At 66.8% G+C, this 18,422-nt stretch carries 10 protein-coding genes and 1 pseudogene; 7 read left to right on the plus strand and 4 right to left on the minus strand.

What is annotated here, in order from left to right; all coding sequences use genetic code 11:
* Window positions 1-112: 112 nt before the first annotated feature.
* From ON33_RS04450 to ON33_RS04460, 3 genes are read left to right on the plus strand one after another with little or no spacing between them, the layout of a single operon-like run.
* Complete coding sequence (locus ON33_RS04450; RefSeq protein ID WP_444543754.1) at window positions 113-1,291, plus strand: DUF7373 family lipoprotein; 1,179 nt, start codon at window positions 113-115, stop codon at window positions 1,289-1,291.
* Entirely contained in the window at window positions 1,183-3,165 is a 1,983-nt protein-coding gene (locus ON33_RS37920) for a serine/threonine-protein kinase (RefSeq protein WP_157184407.1), read from the plus strand. The genes ON33_RS04450 and ON33_RS37920 overlap by 109 nt, the downstream gene beginning before the upstream one ends.
* Window positions 3,165-5,087, plus strand: coding sequence for a serine/threonine-protein kinase (locus tag ON33_RS04460; RefSeq protein ID WP_051151628.1), 1,923 nt, complete (start codon window positions 3,165-3,167; stop codon window positions 5,085-5,087). The genes ON33_RS37920 and ON33_RS04460 overlap by 1 nt, the downstream gene beginning before the upstream one ends.
* 124 nt (window positions 5,088-5,211) lie before the next feature.
* On the opposite strand, the gene eccE is transcribed toward ON33_RS04460, so the two are convergent.
* Together eccE and eccA are read right to left on the minus strand one after the other, a co-directional pair.
* Window positions 5,212-6,924 (minus strand): type VII secretion protein EccE, encoded by a 1,713-nt coding sequence (gene eccE / locus ON33_RS04465; RefSeq protein ID WP_245550299.1) that lies wholly within the window; start codon window positions 6,922-6,924, stop codon window positions 5,212-5,214.
* 386 nt (window positions 6,925-7,310) lie between these two features.
* The gene (gene eccA, locus ON33_RS04470) at window positions 7,311-9,146 is read right to left on the minus strand and encodes a type VII secretion AAA-ATPase EccA (RefSeq protein ID WP_040855460.1); all 1,836 of its coding nucleotides are present in this window, start codon (window positions 9,144-9,146) and stop codon (window positions 7,311-7,313) included.
* A gap of 209 nt (window positions 9,147-9,355) precedes the next feature.
* Here eccA and eccD point away from each other — a divergent pair, with 209 nt between their 5' ends.
* From eccD to ON33_RS04490, 4 genes and pseudogenes are all read left to right on the plus strand, one after another.
* A complete protein-coding gene (gene eccD / locus ON33_RS04475) occupies window positions 9,356-10,777 on the plus strand; it encodes a type VII secretion integral membrane protein EccD (protein WP_245550300.1) in 1,422 nt (473 codons plus the stop codon).
* A complete protein-coding gene (mycP, locus tag ON33_RS04480; protein WP_306307502.1) occupies window positions 10,738-12,246 on the plus strand; it encodes a type VII secretion-associated serine protease mycosin in 1,509 nt (502 codons plus the stop codon). Before eccD ends, mycP begins: the two co-directional genes overlap by 40 nt.
* Before the next feature lie 17 nt (window positions 12,247-12,263).
* Window positions 12,264-16,286 carry a type VII secretion protein EccC gene (locus ON33_RS04485; protein WP_040855464.1) on the plus strand — a complete coding sequence of 1,341 codons (4,023 nt, stop codon included), beginning with the start codon at window positions 12,264-12,266 and terminating at the stop codon, window positions 16,284-16,286.
* Window positions 16,287-16,310: 24 nt separating this feature from the next.
* Window positions 16,311-16,601 (plus strand): annotated as a pseudogene (locus ON33_RS04490) (serine/threonine-protein kinase); the annotation flags it as partial.
* A gap of 127 nt (window positions 16,602-16,728) precedes the next feature.
* Here ON33_RS04490 and ON33_RS43900 read toward each other — a convergent pair.
* Together ON33_RS43900 and ON33_RS04500 are read right to left on the minus strand one after the other, a co-directional pair.
* Entirely contained in the window at window positions 16,729-17,409 is a 681-nt protein-coding gene (locus tag ON33_RS43900; RefSeq protein WP_083868589.1) for a GNAT family N-acetyltransferase, read from the minus strand.
* Window positions 17,406-18,245: a GntR family transcriptional regulator gene (locus ON33_RS04500; RefSeq protein WP_051151629.1), complete on the minus strand. Its 840-nt coding sequence runs from the start codon at window positions 18,243-18,245 to the stop codon at window positions 17,406-17,408. Before ON33_RS04500 ends, ON33_RS43900 begins: the two co-directional genes overlap by 4 nt.
* Between the last annotated feature and the right edge of the window lie 177 nt (window positions 18,246-18,422).

An 18,422-nucleotide genomic window follows, 5' to 3' on the forward strand; every position in this document is an offset into this window, starting at 1 on the left:
CCGATGCTAGGTTGACTGAGCCTGGGCGGTTCCGCAGTGCGGATAGTTCGGCTCGGCGTTCAAGATTTTGGAGGGTGCGCCCACAACGCGCGGGGTGGCCTTGGAGGGGTGGATGCGGTTCAGGCTGAGGAGGGCCGCCGCAACAGCGGTCGGGCTTGTCGTACTGGCGGGGGTGTCGGGTTGTGGTGGAAGTTCCGGGAGCACCACGAATTACGGCCCTTACTCCGGTAAGCCCGGTGATTCCGAATACGACCAGAAGCCCAGTAAGGCCCGGGGCGTGCTGGCGGAGTCGTTGCGGCTGGGCGAGCACATCATGTATGGAACGGACATCGATCCGGAACTGAAGGTCGGGCGAGGCGGCGGCGTGTTCGCCAATTATCTCGGCGTGCAGCATTCGGTCATCTCCGGCCCCGAAGCGAACGCAGCGGACGCTCACGACCCGCTCGCGGCCTTCGGGGCCCTTTCGGCGAACAAGTCCAACACGGCTGATCAGTCGCAGAAGTTCCTGGCCACGTCGCTCCTGGAGTTTCCGGATGAGGCGGCTGCGGCCGCGGCGGCGACCGATATGGATCGCGCCGACTTCCAGGCGAATTCTGACAACGTGCCTGTCGCAGTTGATGCCTTCCCATCCGCAATCAGCCATTGGCGGCCCGGCGTTCCCACGCTTGGCAGCGTCATGGCATACAAGACGTTGGTGATCCGGGTCTACGCGCAGTTGCCGGATCCGAATCTCGGGCAGTTGGTCGACATGGTCACTCGGTCATACCAGCGGCAGATCGATCTCCTCGCGAACTACACACCGACGCCGGCGGCGGATCTGCCCAAGCTGCAAATTGATCCGGACAAGCTGTTGACCCGGATAGTGCGGACCGACGACCCCACGCCTGTCGCGATGAAGTTCGCCGTCTGGGGTGTACACGCCTACTCCGCGCTGCTGGGGAGCCCGGCGGCGGATGCGGCGATGAACACCGATCACGGCGTCACCGCGGTGGCGGTTTCCTACAACAAGCGCCTTTTCAAGATGCGCGACGCCGCGACGGCCGTGAAGTACGCCGGATATCTCGGTGAACCGCACGATGACGCCGAGTCCACACCCATCAGTGGAGTATCCGGACTGTCCGATGTGGCTTGCCGTCAATTGTCCAAGCCTTCGCCGAATTCTTTGGAAGCCAGACGTTTTCGTTGCGTCGTGACGCGGGGCGCATACGTGGCCATGGTGTACAGCAATACCGATACCGATGTCCGCCAACTGGCCGCCGCGCAGTATTCGATCATGGGGGAGACGGCATGAAGGCGCTGACGCCACAGGATCCGAAGTGGCTGGGGCGCAATCGCACCATCGCGATGATCGGCCGGGGCGGTATGGGGCGGGTGCTGCTGGGCCGCACGCCGACCGGACGACTGGTGGCGATCAAGCAGATTCACCAGCATCTCGCCGGAAATCCCGAATTCCGTGGCCGGTTCGCTCGCGAGGTGCAGGCCTGCCGGCAACTCACCGGCGCTTACACCGCCGCGGTGATCGATAGTGACACCGAATCCGAGAGTCCGTGGCTGGCCACCGAATACATCAACGGACCTGACCTGAAGACGGTCATCGACGAATGTGGGCCCATGAATCTCGGCGGGCTGCGGCTGCTCGCCACCGGGCTGGCATCGGCGCTGCTCGAGATCCACCGTGCTGGTCTGCTGCATCGAGATCTCAAGCCGGGCAACGTCCTCCTGACCGCCGAAGGCCCCCGGATCATCGACTTCGGCATTGCCCGTGCCCAGGACAGCGACGCGCTGACAGCTACGGGGACGGTCATGGGCTCCCCGGCGTACATGTCGCCCGAGCAGGCCGAGGGCCGGCCCCTCACAACTGCCGCGGACGTGTATTCCGTGGGCGCGATTCTGGCTATGGCGGCGACGGGTTCCAGTCCGTTCCCGGGCGTTTCGACACCGCAGATCCTCTACAGCGTCATGCACGCCATGCCGAATATCGAGGGTGTACCGGTTGCGTTGCGGGATCTGGTGGACGCCTGCCTGTCGAAGGATCCGGCACGAAGGCCGACAGCGGACCAGCTGCTGGACACGGCGAGCCGGATTCAGCCCGAGCCCATCTGGCCCGTTCCGGTGAAAGCCCGGATCGACGCGCACCGCGCCGACTCCGACTGGTGGGTCCACACCGCCGAACGGGAGTCGAGGCTCGAGGACGAGCTGGAGCAGGCGAAGTCCAATCGACGCAGAATGCTGAGATGGATGGCGGCAGCCGCGGCGACGTTGGTAGCGCTCGGAGCGGGAACCTTCGGTGTGCGCGAAATGTCCATGCAGAGCGGGCATTCGCAGCCGATGGCAGATCCCTCGTTGGCGGTCACGACCATGGAGCTGCAACAACTCGATACCTGCAAGGTGCTCGATCTCGTGACGCCGAAGCTGGGTACGCGGGTCACAGCTCCGCACAAGGAATACGGCGGCTGCAGGACTGCGGTCACCGACTCGGACAATCACAAAATCGATGTGGAACTGGATACCTTGACCTCGGCCGACGAGGTGGAGGAGACCACGACGCCCACGGGCCAGACCGTGGGCTGGACACCGATCCTCCGAAACAAGGATGGATTCGGGATCTGCCAACGCTACGTTCTCACGCAGAGCGGTGGTCGCAATGCCCTTTCGGTCTCAGGCTACGCATCCAGCGGCGGTGACGGCTGCTCGATGGCGGACAAGGCGATCACGGCCGTCGTACAGCAGCTCACCGTCTACGCGCCGCAGCTGAAGCTTCCGGGGAACTCGATTCTGCGCGTCGACCCGTGCTCGTTGCTGGACCCGACGCTCGCGGGTGGCCTCGCCGGTGATCCCGCACGGCGTGTGCAAGGGGCCGGCGACTGCTACTACCAAGGCAGCGTCGGGACCGCGGAAGTCACGCTGGACGACACTGATCGGCTCGACAAGGGCAACACCCGGTACAAGACCATTCAGATTGGGCAATCCACGGCCTATATCGAGAACCTCTGGATGAAGAACCCGAATGGCAACTGCGAAGTGAAGTACCAGGCCCGCCTGACCACCAATGACAATGCCGAAATTGTCAGGGTCCGGATCAGTGACTGGGGATCCGGAGACACGGGCGCGTGCGAGCAGGCCAAGAAGGTCATGGCCGATGTCCTGCCGAGGCTGCCGAAGTAATGGCGGTCAAGCCACTCGATCCCGCCGAGTCGCGAGTCATCGGCCGCTATCGGGTTCTGGGAGTGCTGGGTTCGGGCGGAATGGGCCGGGTGCTGCTCGGTATCGGGCCCGACGGACGATTCGTGGCGATCAAGCAGATTCATCAGCACCTGCTCGGCGAGCACGAATATCGGGCGCGATTCCGGCGTGAGGTCAACGCGAGCACCCAGGTGTCGGGCGCCTTCACCGCTCCGGTGGTCGACTTCGACGTAGACAGTGGAAATCCCTGGTTGGCTTCGGTATTCGTGGTCGGCCTGCCGCTGGACAAGGTGGTGGCCGAGTTCGGTCCGCTACCGGTGCCCGCCGTCAAGGCGCTGGCTGCCGGTCTGGCGGTGGCCCTGCAGGACATTCACCGGCTCGGTCTCGTGCATCGGGATCTCAAGCCTGCCAATGTGATGCTCACGACTGAGGGGCCACGGGTTATCGACTTCGGAATCGCGCAGCTCCACGAGAACCCGAGCGGGTTGACCGAAACCGGTTCCGCCCTGGGCTCTCCCGCCTATATGTCTCCGGAGCAAGCTTCGGCGGAGCCGATCACGCCGGCGAGCGATATCTTCTCCTTGGGCGCGCTACTGGTCATGGCGGCGACTGGGAAAAGCCCCTTCGCTGCCCCTTCCATGGCGTACACACTGTTCAATATCGTGCACTCGGAACCGGATTGGGACCAGGTGGCGCCGGAGCTGCGTCATCTCATCGCCCCATGCCTGGCCAAGAAGCCGCAGTTTCGGCCCACTCCGGCGCAATTGCTGGAACAGATCGGATGGTTGCCAGAGGGCGCCGCGCCTTGGCCGGGACCGGTGCATGCTGGAATCCAGCGGCAGCTCGCCGGGCTCACCGCTCTGACCGCGAACCCTGACGCGACCGTCATAGTCTCGGGCAGTGGCTACCAGGCCGCTGTCATGGGCAGAGGGTTCGATGTGGCCGATGTGCCAGGATCGGGCAAGAGCACGTCACGAGGACGCACAGCGGCCCGGCGGGTGAGCCTGGCCGCTCTGCTGGTGCTGCTGTTGGTTGCGGGTGCGATCACCTGGATTCGACTGTCGGACAGGCCGTCCGGAACACCGACTGCCAACTTGATGCTCGCTCGATTACGCAACGCCGATGCCTGCGCTTGGCTCCAGCAGTCGATGCAGGGCTCGGTCCCGCCGGATTCGGGCTGGCCCAGCGATGTGTCGACATGGGAGACGGAAACCTACCTGGGCTGGGAATGCGGAGTCACATCGGGAGGACAATACCTGGCGGTCAAGCCCGGCTATGACACGTCCCTGCTCGATGGAACCGGGCGAAGTACGGATGGCTTGCAGATACTCGCCGACGACGACGCCACTTTTTCCCAGTGTCAACGAGGCGTCGAGCTGTCCGACCTGAACCAGAAGTGGGGAATTGTCGTCTCGCTCAGGAAAGCGTCGTCGTGTGACCTGGCCGAGAAGGTGCTCACCCGGCTGGTCGCCACCCGCAATTCACCGCCGCAGCGAGCCGATACCGCATCGCTGAGTCGGATAGATCCGTGCGGGCTGGTTTCCAACGAGCGGCTGAACAGCACAGTCGGGCCGATTCCGGCCGTGCCCTCGGACGTCTCGGCGCACGAATGCCACTGGCACGGAACGTCCGAGGTGAAACTTCAGCTCAACTTCGTGAAGCCTGAAGAAGTCGCTACGAACACACCGATCGATCTGGGCAACGGCACGACGGCCATCCCGCACACCCACGTCGTGGACACGATCTGCGTGCTCGAATACCCCTACCGCACCGCTGGCGACAAGGTCGAGTTGGTCCAGTTGGAACTGCAAGGCGAAGGCGAGGGTGGAGATCTCTATCAGAAGATCTGCACCGCAACGAAATCCATTATGCAGGAGATTGTCGGAAACCTGCCGCGCCGCTGAGCACCACGCCTGCCGGACACGGCTCGGAACTCCCGGTAAACCGGTGCTGGTGATCGCTGGTTGGTGATGGAAGAGGATCCTCTCTCAGCGGAGCACACTGAGAGAGGACCGCCGAAGGCCCGGATCAGCGCCGGGCTATAGCCCCGCTCAAGTAATGCTGTTCAGCCGGGGTGGTGACCATTTGGGCGGTGGTCATCGTCGCCGGTGTATGCACAGAGATGGTGTGCGGTGCGTCCGGGTGCTGGACGATCGTCACATCCGCGTCGGGTTCGTAATCGGCGGAGATGGATTCGTGGATGGTGACCACGGTGGCCGAGCCCGGGGGTGCGCTGGCCGGGACGCCGTCGAAGACGATGACGGTGGCGGCGGGGTTGGGGAGGCGGCCGGTGACGGCGGTGCCCCGGGAGCTGTGCGTGACCGAGGAGGCCAGTGAGAGGGCTTGCGGGGCAGCGACATTCGCGACCATGGCCTGCCAGGCGCCGGGGCGGGCGGTGTGGACTACCGCCCCGGCGCCCAGGGCGATGGCGCGGAGGATGACCTGTTGGGCCAGTTGGAGACTGGCGATGATGTCGATGCGGCGGGAGCCGTCGCCGATGAGGGGGACCGCGATGCCGCTGCCGGTGGTGTCGGCGCCGATGAGCTGGCCGCAACCGGCGGTCGGCATGGCGATGTCGGTGAGGACGTCGACGGGGCCGCGGTAGCCGCTGGGGCGGATCTCCTGGGTGCCGTAGGACAGGATGTCCATGAGCGCCCACATCTGGCGGCGGGGGAGTTCCTTCAGGCCTGCGACCGGGGGCTCGCCGTGCTCGTAGGGGGTGTCGTAGCGGACGCGGGCGTCCACCTCGATGATGCCGGCGGGCTGGCCGGGCTTCGCGCCGGGCTCGGGGACCGGCTGCAAGCGGACTGTCACCGTGGTGGCGAGACTGCGGACCGCCCAGATCTTGGCCAGGCCATCGGAATTGAAGAGCTGCGGGTCGATCTGGTAGCTCGTGAGGTGAACCCCGTTGTGCTCCAAGTTGTCCGGGTTCTCGGTGAATTCGGGGATCGGAATGCCGCGGGTCAGTTCGCGGATCGCGGTTGTCATCTCCGCGGTTGTCAGCACTGAGGCCGTGATGCCGTGTCCGGCAAGGCGATTCGCGACCCGGCGGGTGGCGACCAGGGCCGAGCGCAGCGCGCCCTCCGGTCCGCCGCCGCGGTTGTCGACCGCCTTGGCGTTGTCGAGCGGGTTCAGGCGCAGCACCAGCCACATGGTGCGGTGCGCGATGGCGGGCAGCGGGCCCAGGATCTCGTCGTAGAGGCGGCCCAGGGGCGCGATGCTGGCCGCGTAGCCGGAGATCACCGCCTCGGTGCTCGCGGTGCGGGTGCCGGTGCTGATGACATCGACCGAGTGCAGTTCGACGTCGTACTGGCGCAGGCAGGCCGCGATCTCGTTGAGCGGCAACAGCTGATCGGTGCTCAGCGAGCCACGGCGCAGCAGCGTCAGCGTGTCCGGCGGCGGATCGATGCGCAGCATGGTGGTCAACAACGTTCCGTCCCAGCGCAATCCGCAGCTGCCGCCGTCAGGCAGCGGAACGTCGACCAGAGCGTTCTCGTCGAAACTCTTGCGCCGCGCCTGTTTCCAGCGATACGAGACCCAGCGGCCCAGCCGCAGCCCGACCGGCACTCCGGCGACCGGGGCCAGCCCGATGAGCGCGGGCACCAGGCCGGCCACCAGCGCCGCCCACCAGGGGGCGTGCAACGCGACCGCCACCAGCGAGGCCGCGACGCCGATCAACGCGACCGGAATCACCAGTCGCAGCGGCAGATTCCGTAGCAGCCACAGATCATCGGAGCGCAACTCCGCCGCCACGGCAGCCGCGGGGCTGCCGACGGATCGCTGCGGGTGAGACTCCGCAGGCTCCGGTGCGGATCGTCGAGGCGGCTCCGGTGACGGCTGCGGGGGCGCCGGCCGCGGCGGTGCCGCGACGCTCGATCCGCGCTGCGCGAACCGGCGTGCGTTGTCCGGCAGGCCGGGTGCGAAATCACCTCGTCCTCCCGGTGGATTCGAGATCTGGCCGCCAGGCCCGAACCCACCCTGACCACCCTGCGGATAACCGCTCGGTGGGCGGCCCTGCCGTGCCTCTCCGGGGTAGCCCCGATCCCCGCCATGTGGATTCCCGCCACTTCCGCCCGGCTGATAGCCGCCCGCTCCCCGCGGAAAGTCGTTCACAGTTCAGTTGCCCCTCAGTCGGCGGCCGACGACAGGTTCAGCGAGGCGAGCAGGGTGCTCAGCGCGGCTTTCATGTCGGGGCCCTCGATCCGCATGAGCACCGATTCGTCGATGGCGCTCAGATCGATGGATTCGTCATTGGCCAGCCGGAATTCGCGTTCCTCCTCGGCGGCCTCGATCAGGTTGCGGATGAAACGACCGTTGCCGGCCACGTCCACACCGCGGCGCGGTTGCCCGCTCTGGTCGGTGCTCTCCATGGTGTAGAGCCGCTCGCACGTCGCGACCAAGGCCTGCAGCGCGTCCTCGGACAGCTCCGAATCCCGCTTGGACGCAACGACTTCACCGATCCGCCCGAGCTCCTCCGCGGTGTACGAAGGGAACTGGAGGCGCTTGGCGAAGCGGGAGGCCAGACCGTCGTTGGCGGCCAGGAAGCGGTCGATCTCGCCGTCGTATCCGGCGATGATGACCACCAGGCGGTCGCGGTCGTTCTCCATGCGGGCCAGCAGCGTGTCGACGGCCTCGCGGCCGAACGCGTCACCACCCGAAAGACCCTGCTGGATAAGGGTGTACGCCTCGTCGATGAACAGCACGCCGTCCATGGCGGTGTCGATCAGGGCGTCGGTCTTGATGGCGGTGGAGCCCAGATGCTGGCCGACGAAGTCGGAGCGCTTGGTCTCGACCACCTTGTCGGTCTTGAGAATGCCCAGGCCGCAATAGATCTTGGCGACCACGCGCGCGATGGTGGTCTTACCGGTTCCGGGCGGGCCCGTGAAGGCCAGGTGCTGACCGCGGGCCGAACTCGAAAGTCCCTTCTCCGCACGGATCTTCGCCAGCTGCGCACTCGACTGCAGCTTGGCCACCTGCGTTTTGACCGCGTTCAGGCCGATCTGCTTGTCCAGCTCGGCGCGGGCCTGGGCCAGGATCTCCTTGGCCCGGTCCTCGTGCTCGGCGGCCTGCTTCTCCTCCAAGGAGGGCGCCGAGGCCGGATCCCACTTGTCGGTGCGGGCCTCGATCACCTCCTTGGTGGTGAGGGTGATCCGGTAGGTGCGGTCGCGCATGGCCGCGGTGTTGGCGTCGAAATCCGGTGCCTGCGAGTAGACCTTCTCGAACAGCGCCTGCGCCTCGTCCGCGGCCCCGTTCTCGCGCAGGCACAGCCCGCGGCAGAACATGGCCGCGGTGCGCGCCGCCGGAATCGGGCCGGCCTCCGCGGCTTCCATCCGGCGGATCGCCTCACCGAACAGACCCAGTTGCGCGCAGGATGTGCCGACCATCACATGCGCGCCTGCGGCGAGGTACGGATCCTCCCACCCCTCGGACCCGTTCAGGACGGTCATCACATCGGGCCAGCGCTGGGTGTTGTAGTGCAGGATGCCGCGCACGTACTTGGCTATGCGCCCGTCGATTTCGAAGTCCGGCTCCGAAGCCCGCGCCCGTCGGTGCTTGTCGAGTTCGTCGAGGACCTGCTCGGCCTCGTCGTACTGCTTCTCGGAGATAAGATGCGCGGCCCACGCCAGGTGGATCTCGGTGAAACCGGCCAGCGGATAGTCGATGTAGAGGCCCGGCAGGAAACGTCCGGCAAGCGTCCGCGGCGCCAGCCCCAACCGGCGCTGTTCCCGTCCCAGCGAGACGGTGCTGCACTTGTACAGGTTGCTCAGAACATCCTTGGTGACCTCACCGGCGGCGGCCCGGCCCAGCCAGGCGTCGGCCATGGTGGGGTCCCACTCGGTCGCGCGCTGAAAGGCGAGTTTCGCGTAGTCGAGGTCCCGGTTCGACTCCTGGCCCTCGATGCTCAACCCCAGTGACAGCACTCCCGCATCGAAGGCGCGTTGGGCCTGGCGAGTGTCGATCATGCTAGTCGAACCCCGAATTCGTCGAACCTGGTTGGTCTTTCGTTCACAATCCCCACCCACGCGGTGCGATCGCACAGCTGCGGACAGTCGGATACATTATGGTTAACCGCCCTGGGCGGGCAACTGTTGAGAGCTATAGGGGAGCAGTTCAGCAAGTGACAGCACAGTCGATCAGCGGCCCGCGGGCGGCTGAACCCGAATTGTGCCGAGTGTCCGTCATCGGGGGGAATACCCAGCTCGACGTCGGTCTGCCGGCCAACGTGCCGATCGCCGCGTTCATCGGTGATCTGGTGCGTCTCATCGAATCCCGCAATCCGGATCCGATCGGCGGTGAAGAGGGGGGAACACCGCTCCAGTCGCAGCATTGGACGCTGGCCAAATTGGGACGCGACATGATCGCGCCCAGCCAGACCCTCAACGACGCCGAGATCTACGACGGCGAATTGCTGGTGCTGCGCGCGGTTTCCGCCAAGGAAGCGCCCGCGCTGTTCGACGACGTCATCGACGCTGTGTCGAGGCTGACGGCCGAGGAGTTCCGGAGCTGGTCGCCGACGGCCGCGCGCTGGACCGGACTCGTGGCCGGAGTGGCCGCGGTGGCCTTCGCGGTCGTGCTGGGGCTGCTCTCCCGTTCGGCCGGCGACAAGTTCGTCGCGCCGCCACTGCTGCTGGGTGGTGCCATCGCCGCACTTGTCGCCGGCGCCATCGCCATGCGCAAATACGCGGACGAGCTGACGGCGACCGTGCTCACGCTGTGCATGCTGCTGCTCACCTTCGGCGGTGCGGCGCTGGCGGTTCCGGGATCGGTCGGCAGTCCGCATCTCATGCTCGGCGCGGCCGCGACCCTGCTGCTCGCCGTGGTCGGGTACCGCATCATCGGGGCCGGCGCGGCGGTGGTGTCCGCCGTCGTGACCGTCGTGCTCCTGGCCGGCATCGGCGCGGCCGTCCGCATGATCTGGGATGCCGGAGTGCCGAAAGTGGCTGCGGGCGTACTTGTCGCGTCCATCATCGTGCTCTCGATGGTGCCGCGACTGGCCGCCATGCTCGCGCGACTACCCGTGCCGCCGGTGCCCACCGCCGGCGCCGCCATCGACCCGGCCGACCACGAACCCCGGCCCACCATCGAGGGTATCGGCGCGATCGGCGCGACCGTGCTGCCCTCCGCGCACGGACTCGGGCAGCGGGCCCGCACCGCGAATCAGTTCCAGACCGGCATCGTGATGGGCAGTGCGATCGGCGCGGTCGCCGGCGCGATCGGCGCGGCCGATCCGCTGAACTCCGCCCGCTGGCAGGGCATCGCCCTCGCGGTCGTCATCTCGATCATTCTCTGTCTGCGCGGACGCTCGTTCGCCGACCTCACCCAGGCCGCCACGCTGATCGCCGGTGGCTGTGTCACTTTCGTAGGTCTGGTGGTGCTGTTGGCACTGAACGACGACGGCATGCTGCTCGTCTCAGCCGGTCTGCTGATCGCATTCGCGGTGGGGGCCATCGGATTCGGTGTCATCGGCCCGCATGTCGAGGTCACCCCCGTCACCCGGCGCTTCAACGAGATCTTCGAATACGGCTTGATCGTGTCGATCATCCCGCTGGTGCTGTGGATGATGGACGTCTACTCGACGGCCCGGAACATATGAGCCCGCGTCCTGGAAACTGGGCGCGAACACTGTGTGCGGCGGCGATTCTCGGCGGTGCGCTGCTGGGACCCCACGGCACTGCGGCGGCCGCCGTCAGCCAGCCCGACCCCGACCTCTCCCATCTCGGCGAGGCCCAGGCGCTGGCGGGTAAGCCCGCGCCGCCGGTGGCGACCCAGAAGAGTGCAGTCTGCGTCGAGCAGTCCCTCAAGGGCGACACTCCACGTGACGAACCCGTCGCGCAAAAGGTGCTCGACCTGCCCGCGGCCTGGCAGGCCAACCCGGGGCCGAACCGCAAGGGCGCCGGGCAGAAGGTCGCCGTGATCGACACCGGCGTGAATCGGCATCCGCGGCTGGCGAATCTGCAGGGCGGTGGGGACTTCGTCTCCGATGGCGACGGAACCACCGAGGACTGCGACGGCCACGGCACTCTGGTCGCCGGCATCATCGCCGCCCAGCCCAGCGCGGACGACGCCTTCGTGGGTGTCGCGCCGGACGCGGAGATCCTGTCGATCCGGCAGCTCAGCGATGCCTACAAGGCCAAGGACTCCAACGGCGGGGACACGCCGGGCAGCATGAGCAAGTCGGGCTACGGCAATATGCAGACGCTCGCAGCCGCGGTCGTGCGCGCGGTGAATATGGGTGCCACCGTTATCAATATCTCCGAGGACGCCTGCACGTCGGCCGGCGGCGATACCGCGGACTCGTCGCTCGGGGACGCGGTGCGCTTCGCCTTCGAACAGAACGTCGTGGTGGTCGTCGCCGCCGGAAACGTGGACCAGAGCAATGGCTGCGGGACCCAGAACGATCAGTTCAGCAACAGCAAGACCAGCTGGGACAAGGTGAAGACCATCTCCAGCCCGGCCTGGTTCAGCAGGTACGTGCTGTCGGTCGCCTCGGTCGATCCGACCGGCGGCCCGTCCAGCTTCTCGCTCTACGGCCCGTGGGTCGGAGTCGCGGCGATCGGGACCAATATCGTCTCGCTCGACAACAAGCCCGGCGGGACCGGACTGATCAACGCCACCGGTGTGGACTCGGGCCAGAAGCCCATCAACGGAACCAGTTTCGCCGCACCCTATGTGGCGGGTCTGGCGGCGCTGGTGAAGGCGAAGCACCCCGACTGGACCGCGCGGCAGGTGATGAACCAGATCATGCTCACCGCGCATCAGCCCGGCACCGGCCGCGATGACCGCGTCGGCGCGGGCCTGATCGATCCGGTCGCCGCCCTCACCGCGCAGTTCCCGGCGAGCGTGCTCACCGCGGAGACGCCCGAGCTGCCGATCCACGCCGGGGCCACGAAACCTCAGGCTTTCCCCACACCTCAGCAGCCGGCCGGCCCACCGCGATTGCCGCGGCTCGTCGCCACCGTCGGCACCCTCGTCTGTCTCTCCGCGCTGGGAATCGGTCTCGCCGTATCGATTCCGTTCCGGCGCCGCCGCAGCGACGACGAGCTGCCCGACCTCGATTACTGACGACCGGAGAAATATCCATGGCTACCGAAGGTTTCGTGCGCCGGCCCCGCATCGCGCCACCCCGCGCCCCGGGCGGTGAGATGGCGCTGACCGCACCGCCGGAGATCCCGCGTCCCGTGCCCTCGCCGTTGATGAGCAAGCTGATGCCGGTTGTCATGGTGGTCGCCATGATCGGCATGCTCGCCATGATGAGTCTGATGGGCCGGTCCATGCTGACCAACCCGTACATGATGATGATGCCGATGATGATGATCATGTCGATGGCCGGCATGCTCATGGGTCAGCGCGGCAGCAGCAAGAGTTCGGCGGAGCTGAACGAGGAACGCAAGGACTACTTCCGGTATCTGGACCAGACCCGCCGCGAGGTTCGGCGCACCGGTCAGAAGCAGCTGGAGACGCTGGTCTGGAGTCACCCCGAACCCGCCGACCTGCCATCCATCGTGGGCACCCGGCGCATGTGGGAGCGGCGGCCCAACGATCCCGATTTCGGGCACGTGCGCGTCGGCATCGGCACGCACCGGCTCGCCGCCAAGCTGGCGCGGCCGGAAACCGGACCGCTCGAGGATCTGGAACCGGTCTCCACCGTCGCGTTGCGGCGTTTCGTGCGAACGCATTCCGTGGTACACCACCTGCCGACCGCGGTGTCGTTGCGCGCCTTCCCCGCCATCAATGTCGAGGGTCCGGCCGAGGATGTGCGCGGGCTGGTGTGGTCGATGCTCATGGAGCTCACCGCGTTCCACGGGCCCGACCACGTCGGCGTCGCCATCGTCACCGCCGAACCCGACTGCGAAGCGTGGTCCTGGGCGAAATGGCTGCCACACGTACAGCATTCGACTCAGCGCGATGGCATGGGCGCGGCCCGCATGATCTACGGCTCGCTCGGCGAGCTGGAGACGGCACTGGCCGACGACCTGCTCGAGCGCGGGCGGTTCATGCGCAATCCGCAACCGACACAGGGGCGTATACACCTGGTCGTCATCATCGACGACGGATACGTCAGCGGCAGTGAGCGTTTGATCAGCGAATCCGGTCTGGACGCGGTCACCGTCATCGACCTGAGCGCCGCCGAGAACAGCCTCGCCGCGCGCCGCGGTCTGCAGCTGGTGGCCTCCGGGGGGGAGGTGTTCGCCAAGAGCGCCGCCGGTACCGAGAAGTTCGCCGATGCCGACCGGGTGACGCTGTCCGAGGCGGAAGCGTTCTCGCGCAGTCTGGCTCGCTTTCGCATCGCCACCGCCGCACAGATCGTCAGCCTCGGCGACAACACCTCCGCCGCCGACCCCGGCCTGATGAACCTGCTCAAGATTCCGGACGCGTCGCAGATCGATCCGGCCAAGGTATGGCGGCCGCGCGCCGGACGCGAACGCCTGCGCGTGCCCATCGGCATCACTCCCGACGGGACGCCCGTCGAGATCGACATCAAGGAATCCGCCGAGAACGGCATGGGCCCGCACGGTCTGTGCATCGGCGCCACCGGCTCGGGTAAGTCGGAATTCCTTCGCACGCTGATTCTTTCGATGGTGACCACGCACTCGCCGGATCAGCTCAACCTGATCCTCGTCGACTTCAAGGGTGGCGCGACCTTCCTCGGCATGGATCCGCTCCCGCACGTGGCGGCGGTCATCACCAACCTCGAGGAAGAGCTCGAACTCGTCGACCGTATGCGTGACGCGCTCGCCGGTGAGATGAACCGGCGGCAGGAACTGCTGCGCTCGGCCGGCAATTTCGCCAACGTCAACGAGTACGAGAAGGCCCGCGCGGCAGGTGTGCCGCTCGACCCGCTGCCCGCGCTGTTCGTGGTCATCGACGAGTTCTCCGAATTGCTCTCGCAGAAGCCGGATTTCGCGGATCTGTTCGTCATGATCGGCCGACTGGGCCGCTCGCTGCACGTCCACCTGCTGCTCGCCTCGCAGCGGCTGGAGGAGAACAAGATGCGCGGCCTCGACTCGCATCTGTCCTATCGCATCGGTCTGCGCACCTTCTCGGCCAACGAATCTCGCGCGGTGCTCGGCATCACCGACGCCTACCACCTGCCCGGTGTCCCAGGTTCCGGCTACCTCAAGAGCGACGCGTCGGATCCGCTGCGGTTCAACGCGACCTATGTCTCGGGCCCTTACGTCGCGCCCCGGGCGGCCCGGCAGGCCGCCGACGGCACCACCGTCGTCGAAGCGCCGCCGCGCGAATTCACCGCCGCGATGGTCGAAATCCTCGAGCAGCCCGAGCCGGAGAACCCGCTCGATCCGCTCGACCTGCTGCCGCCCCCGCCACCGTCGGGCGACGAAGGGCTGCCCGACAGCCTGCTCCAGACAGTCGTGAAACGCCTGACCGGTCACGGCCGCCCGGCCCACGAGGTTTGGCTGCCACCGCTGGAAGAGTCGCCGACCGTGGACATGCTGCTGCCCGATCCGGACTGGCGTTCGCCGGTCAACCGGCACGGGCAGCTGTGGATGCCGATCGGCATCATCGACAAGCCCTACGAGCAGCGGCGCGACGTGCTCACCATCAATCTCGCTGGGGCGCAGGGCAATGTCGCGGTCGTCGGCGGTCCGCAGTCAGGTAAATCCACCACGCTGCGCACCATCATCATGTCCGCGGCGGCCACCCACACGCCCGAACAGGTGCAGTTCTACTGCCTCGACTTCGGTGGTGGCTCGATGGCAGGTCTGGTCGGGCTGCCACACGTCGGCTCGGTCGCGGGCAAGCTCGACTCCGACAAGGTGCGCCGGACCATCGCCGAACTCAGCACCCTGCTGCGTGAACGTGAGGAGCGCTTCGCCGCGCAGGGCATCGAATCCATGGCCGAGTTCCGGCGGCGCAAGCACGCCGCGCTCGCCTCCGAGCGGACCGACGACCCGGTGCTGGCCGACCGGTTCGGCGACGTGTTCCTGGTCATCGACAACTGGCAGGTCATCCGCGAGGAGTTCGACAGCCTGGAGCCGATGGTCGGACAGCTTGCCGCCCAGGGCCTTTCGTACGGCATCCACGTGATCCTGGGCGCCAACCGCTGGGGCGAGATCCGCGCCTCCGTCAAGGACATGATCGGTACCCGCGTCGAACTGCGCCTGGGTGACCCCTCGGACTCCGAGATGGGCCGCCGCGTCGCCGTCAACGTCCCGCTCAACCGGCCCGGCCGCGGTCTCACCCCGGACCAGCTGCACATGCTCATCGCGATGCCGCGCCTGGACTCCGACACCAACGCCCAGAACCTGGCCGAGGGTGTGGCCGCCGCGCGCACCGAGATGCAGGCCATCTGGGGCGAGCGCCGCGCACCCGCCGTGCGCACCCTGCCGGGCAGCGTGCCCCGCGAACACGCGCTGGAACTGGCGCACCGCCACGGAATCCAGCAGAGCCCCACCAAGGTTGTCATCGGCATCGGCGAATCCGAGCTGCAGCCGATCGCCCTGGATTTCAGCGCCGACCCGCACTTCATGGTCTTCTCCGAAGTCGAATCCGGTAAGACCACGGTGCTGCGCAACATCATTCGCGGCCTGGCCGAGAACTCCAACGCCGACACCGCCCGCGTCATCCTCATCGACTACCGCCGCACTCTGCTGGGCGTGCTGGAAGGCGATCAGCTGGCCGGGTACTCCACCTCCTCGCAAACCTGCGGCGGCATGATCAAGGAGGTCGTCAACTACCTCGCCAAGCGCATCCCGGGGTCCGACATCACACCCCAGCAGCTGCGCGACCGCGACTGGTGGAGCGGCCCCGAGATCTACGTCGTCGTCGACGACTACGACATGGTCGTCGCGGGCGGAAACCCCCTGGGCGCCCTGGTGGAACTCCTGCCGCAGGCCCGCGACATCGGCCTGCACGTGATCATCTCCCGCAATATGGGTGGCATCTCCCGAGCCCTCTACGACCAGGTCCTCGGATCGATGAAGAACCTCTCGGTCCCCGCCCTGCTCATGAGCGGCTCCCGGGACGAGGGCAAACTCATCGGCGACATCCGCCCCATGCGCCTGCCCCCCGGCCGCGGCATCCTCTGGTCCCGCTCCCGCGGCGACGAAATGATCCAAATCGCCGACCTCCCCGCGCTGTAACCCGCCGGAACACAGTGAACTCGCATGAACATCGGCCCCGGCTCGATCATCGGCGGCTACCGCATCGAACGCGTTCTCGGCAGCGGCGGAATGGCCACGGTCTACCTGGCCGCCCATCCCGCCCTGCCCCGCCGCGACGCTTCGAGGTCCTCTGGCGCCACCTCGCGGCAGACCCGGAATTTCCGCGCCAGCTTCGACCGGGAAGCGAATCTGGCAGCGACCCTGGACCATCCGAACATCGTCACGGTCCACAACGAGGGTGAGGACGAGGGCAGTCTGTGGATCGCCCTGCAATACGTGCCCGGCCTCGACGCCGCCACCGCCCAGGAGCGCGACCCGGCCCCTATGACCCCGGGTGGGCCGGCCGGGAACGGCTCGTTGCGGTGCTGGCCGTAATCGTTCTGCGGGCCGTGCTCATCGCGGCGATGGCGGGTTGAGCGGGTCAGGTTGCGGGGGCTGGGCCTGGTTTGGGGATGGGGTTGGGGTGGGGGTGTAGGAAGCGGTTGTGGGTCAGGGACCGGGTGGGGGTGGTGTCGTAAGGGAGGGTGAAGTGGGTGGGTTCGCCTGCGGTGAGGGTGGGGCGGGGGGCGACCGGGTGGGGCCAGGCGGCGGTGGGGCGTTCGAAGAGGGCTCGGGAGGGGCCGGTGGCTGCGCCGCCTGCTATACGGGCCAGGTGGAAGCCGGCGCGGCGGTAGTAGGCGTGGAGATCGTCGTTGGTGGTCCAGGCGTCCAGGCGGACCCAGGTGCGGTGCTGGAGGCGGGCCAGGTGGGCGGCGTGGGCCAGGAGGGATTCGCCTACCCGGTTTCCGGCGAAGCGGAGGTCGACGATCATGTAGTGGATGATCACGGCGTCGGCGAGTTCTCCGGGGGACCAGAGGTTTTCGTCGGCGCGGTCGTTGACGGTGATGGTGCCGGCCGCTTCGCCGTCCACCTCGGCGATCCAGGTCTCACCCTGACGGACCGCATGCGCCACTGACCGGACGAAGGTCTCGATGGGGAGACCTCGCCCGGCTCGGGTCCACTGGTCACTGCCGCGCGCCGCCAGCCAGCTCGTACGCTGCAGCCGGAACCGGGTGATGGTCCCCAGATCGGCGATGCGGGCCCGGCGCAGGTGCGGTTTCATGGCGAACCGGGTAGCAGGGAATTACCGAAGGAATGGGAATTACCGGACGGAAAGGGAGCGCCCAGAGTTTTGCGAATAATGTCCGTTCCCTCGTCGTCGCCCAATTCGTATGCCAATCGGTTGCGGGCCGCTGTGGAACGGTGGCGCGTCACTCGAGTGATTCGCTCATGATTCGCTCCGATGCGGAGATGGTCGAGCAGTAGCGTACCCGGGCCCACGCCCAGCAACGCTGCCTCCTCCGCTGTGGCGGGTCGCGCGACCACGGTGTCGCGATGGGCGGTCTCGGCGAAACCGCGCTCCGCCAGCCGCCGCGTGGTGCCCTCGGGAATGTCGAGCGGCACGTCGATTCCGGTGGCCTCGGCCAGATCTCGGGGGTAGAAGCTGACCTCCCACGACCACGGCTCGTTGTCCAGATACTGCATGATGGTGCGCGACACGACCCACTCGTGGCGCATGACACCCAGCCAGTGCGCCACCTCCGGACTGGCCGGTTCCATTCGCGCACTGAACTGTTTGGACGGCTCCCGTCCCGCCGCCCGCGCGATCTCCGAGAAGATGTCGTGCGCCGCCTTCGGCCGGTCCGGCCGGATGTGATTGGTGACAACGGATTCCAGCACTTGCTGGCTGCGCACGATGGTGCCCCGGGAAGTGGCTGTATAAACCAGGTTTTCGGCAACCAGGAGTTGAATGGCGTTGCGGGCCGTCGTAATCGAAACCTGCATCTGGTCGGCCAGCTCATTGTGGCTCGGCAGTCGATCACCCGGTTCCCACTTGCCGGCGCGGATCTCCTCGCGGAGGAGGTCTGCGATCCGTTGATATCTCGGACCGTCCGCCATCTCGCTCCTCGGTTGTTGCTTCAAGGCTCAGAAGTCTACTCCGCAGTTCTACTGCCGTGTAAGGCTTGACACCAGCATTCTGAGGTTTATTGTAATCAACGTCCTGAATGCGGTGTTGTTATACGTCGAAGAACGCGAGGCAACGTGGCAGGTTCGGAGACAACAAACACGGTCGTT

Source organism: Nocardia niigatensis NBRC 100131 (genome assembly GCF_000308655.1).
Lineage (GTDB): Bacteria > Actinomycetota > Actinomycetes > Mycobacteriales > Mycobacteriaceae > Nocardia > Nocardia niigatensis.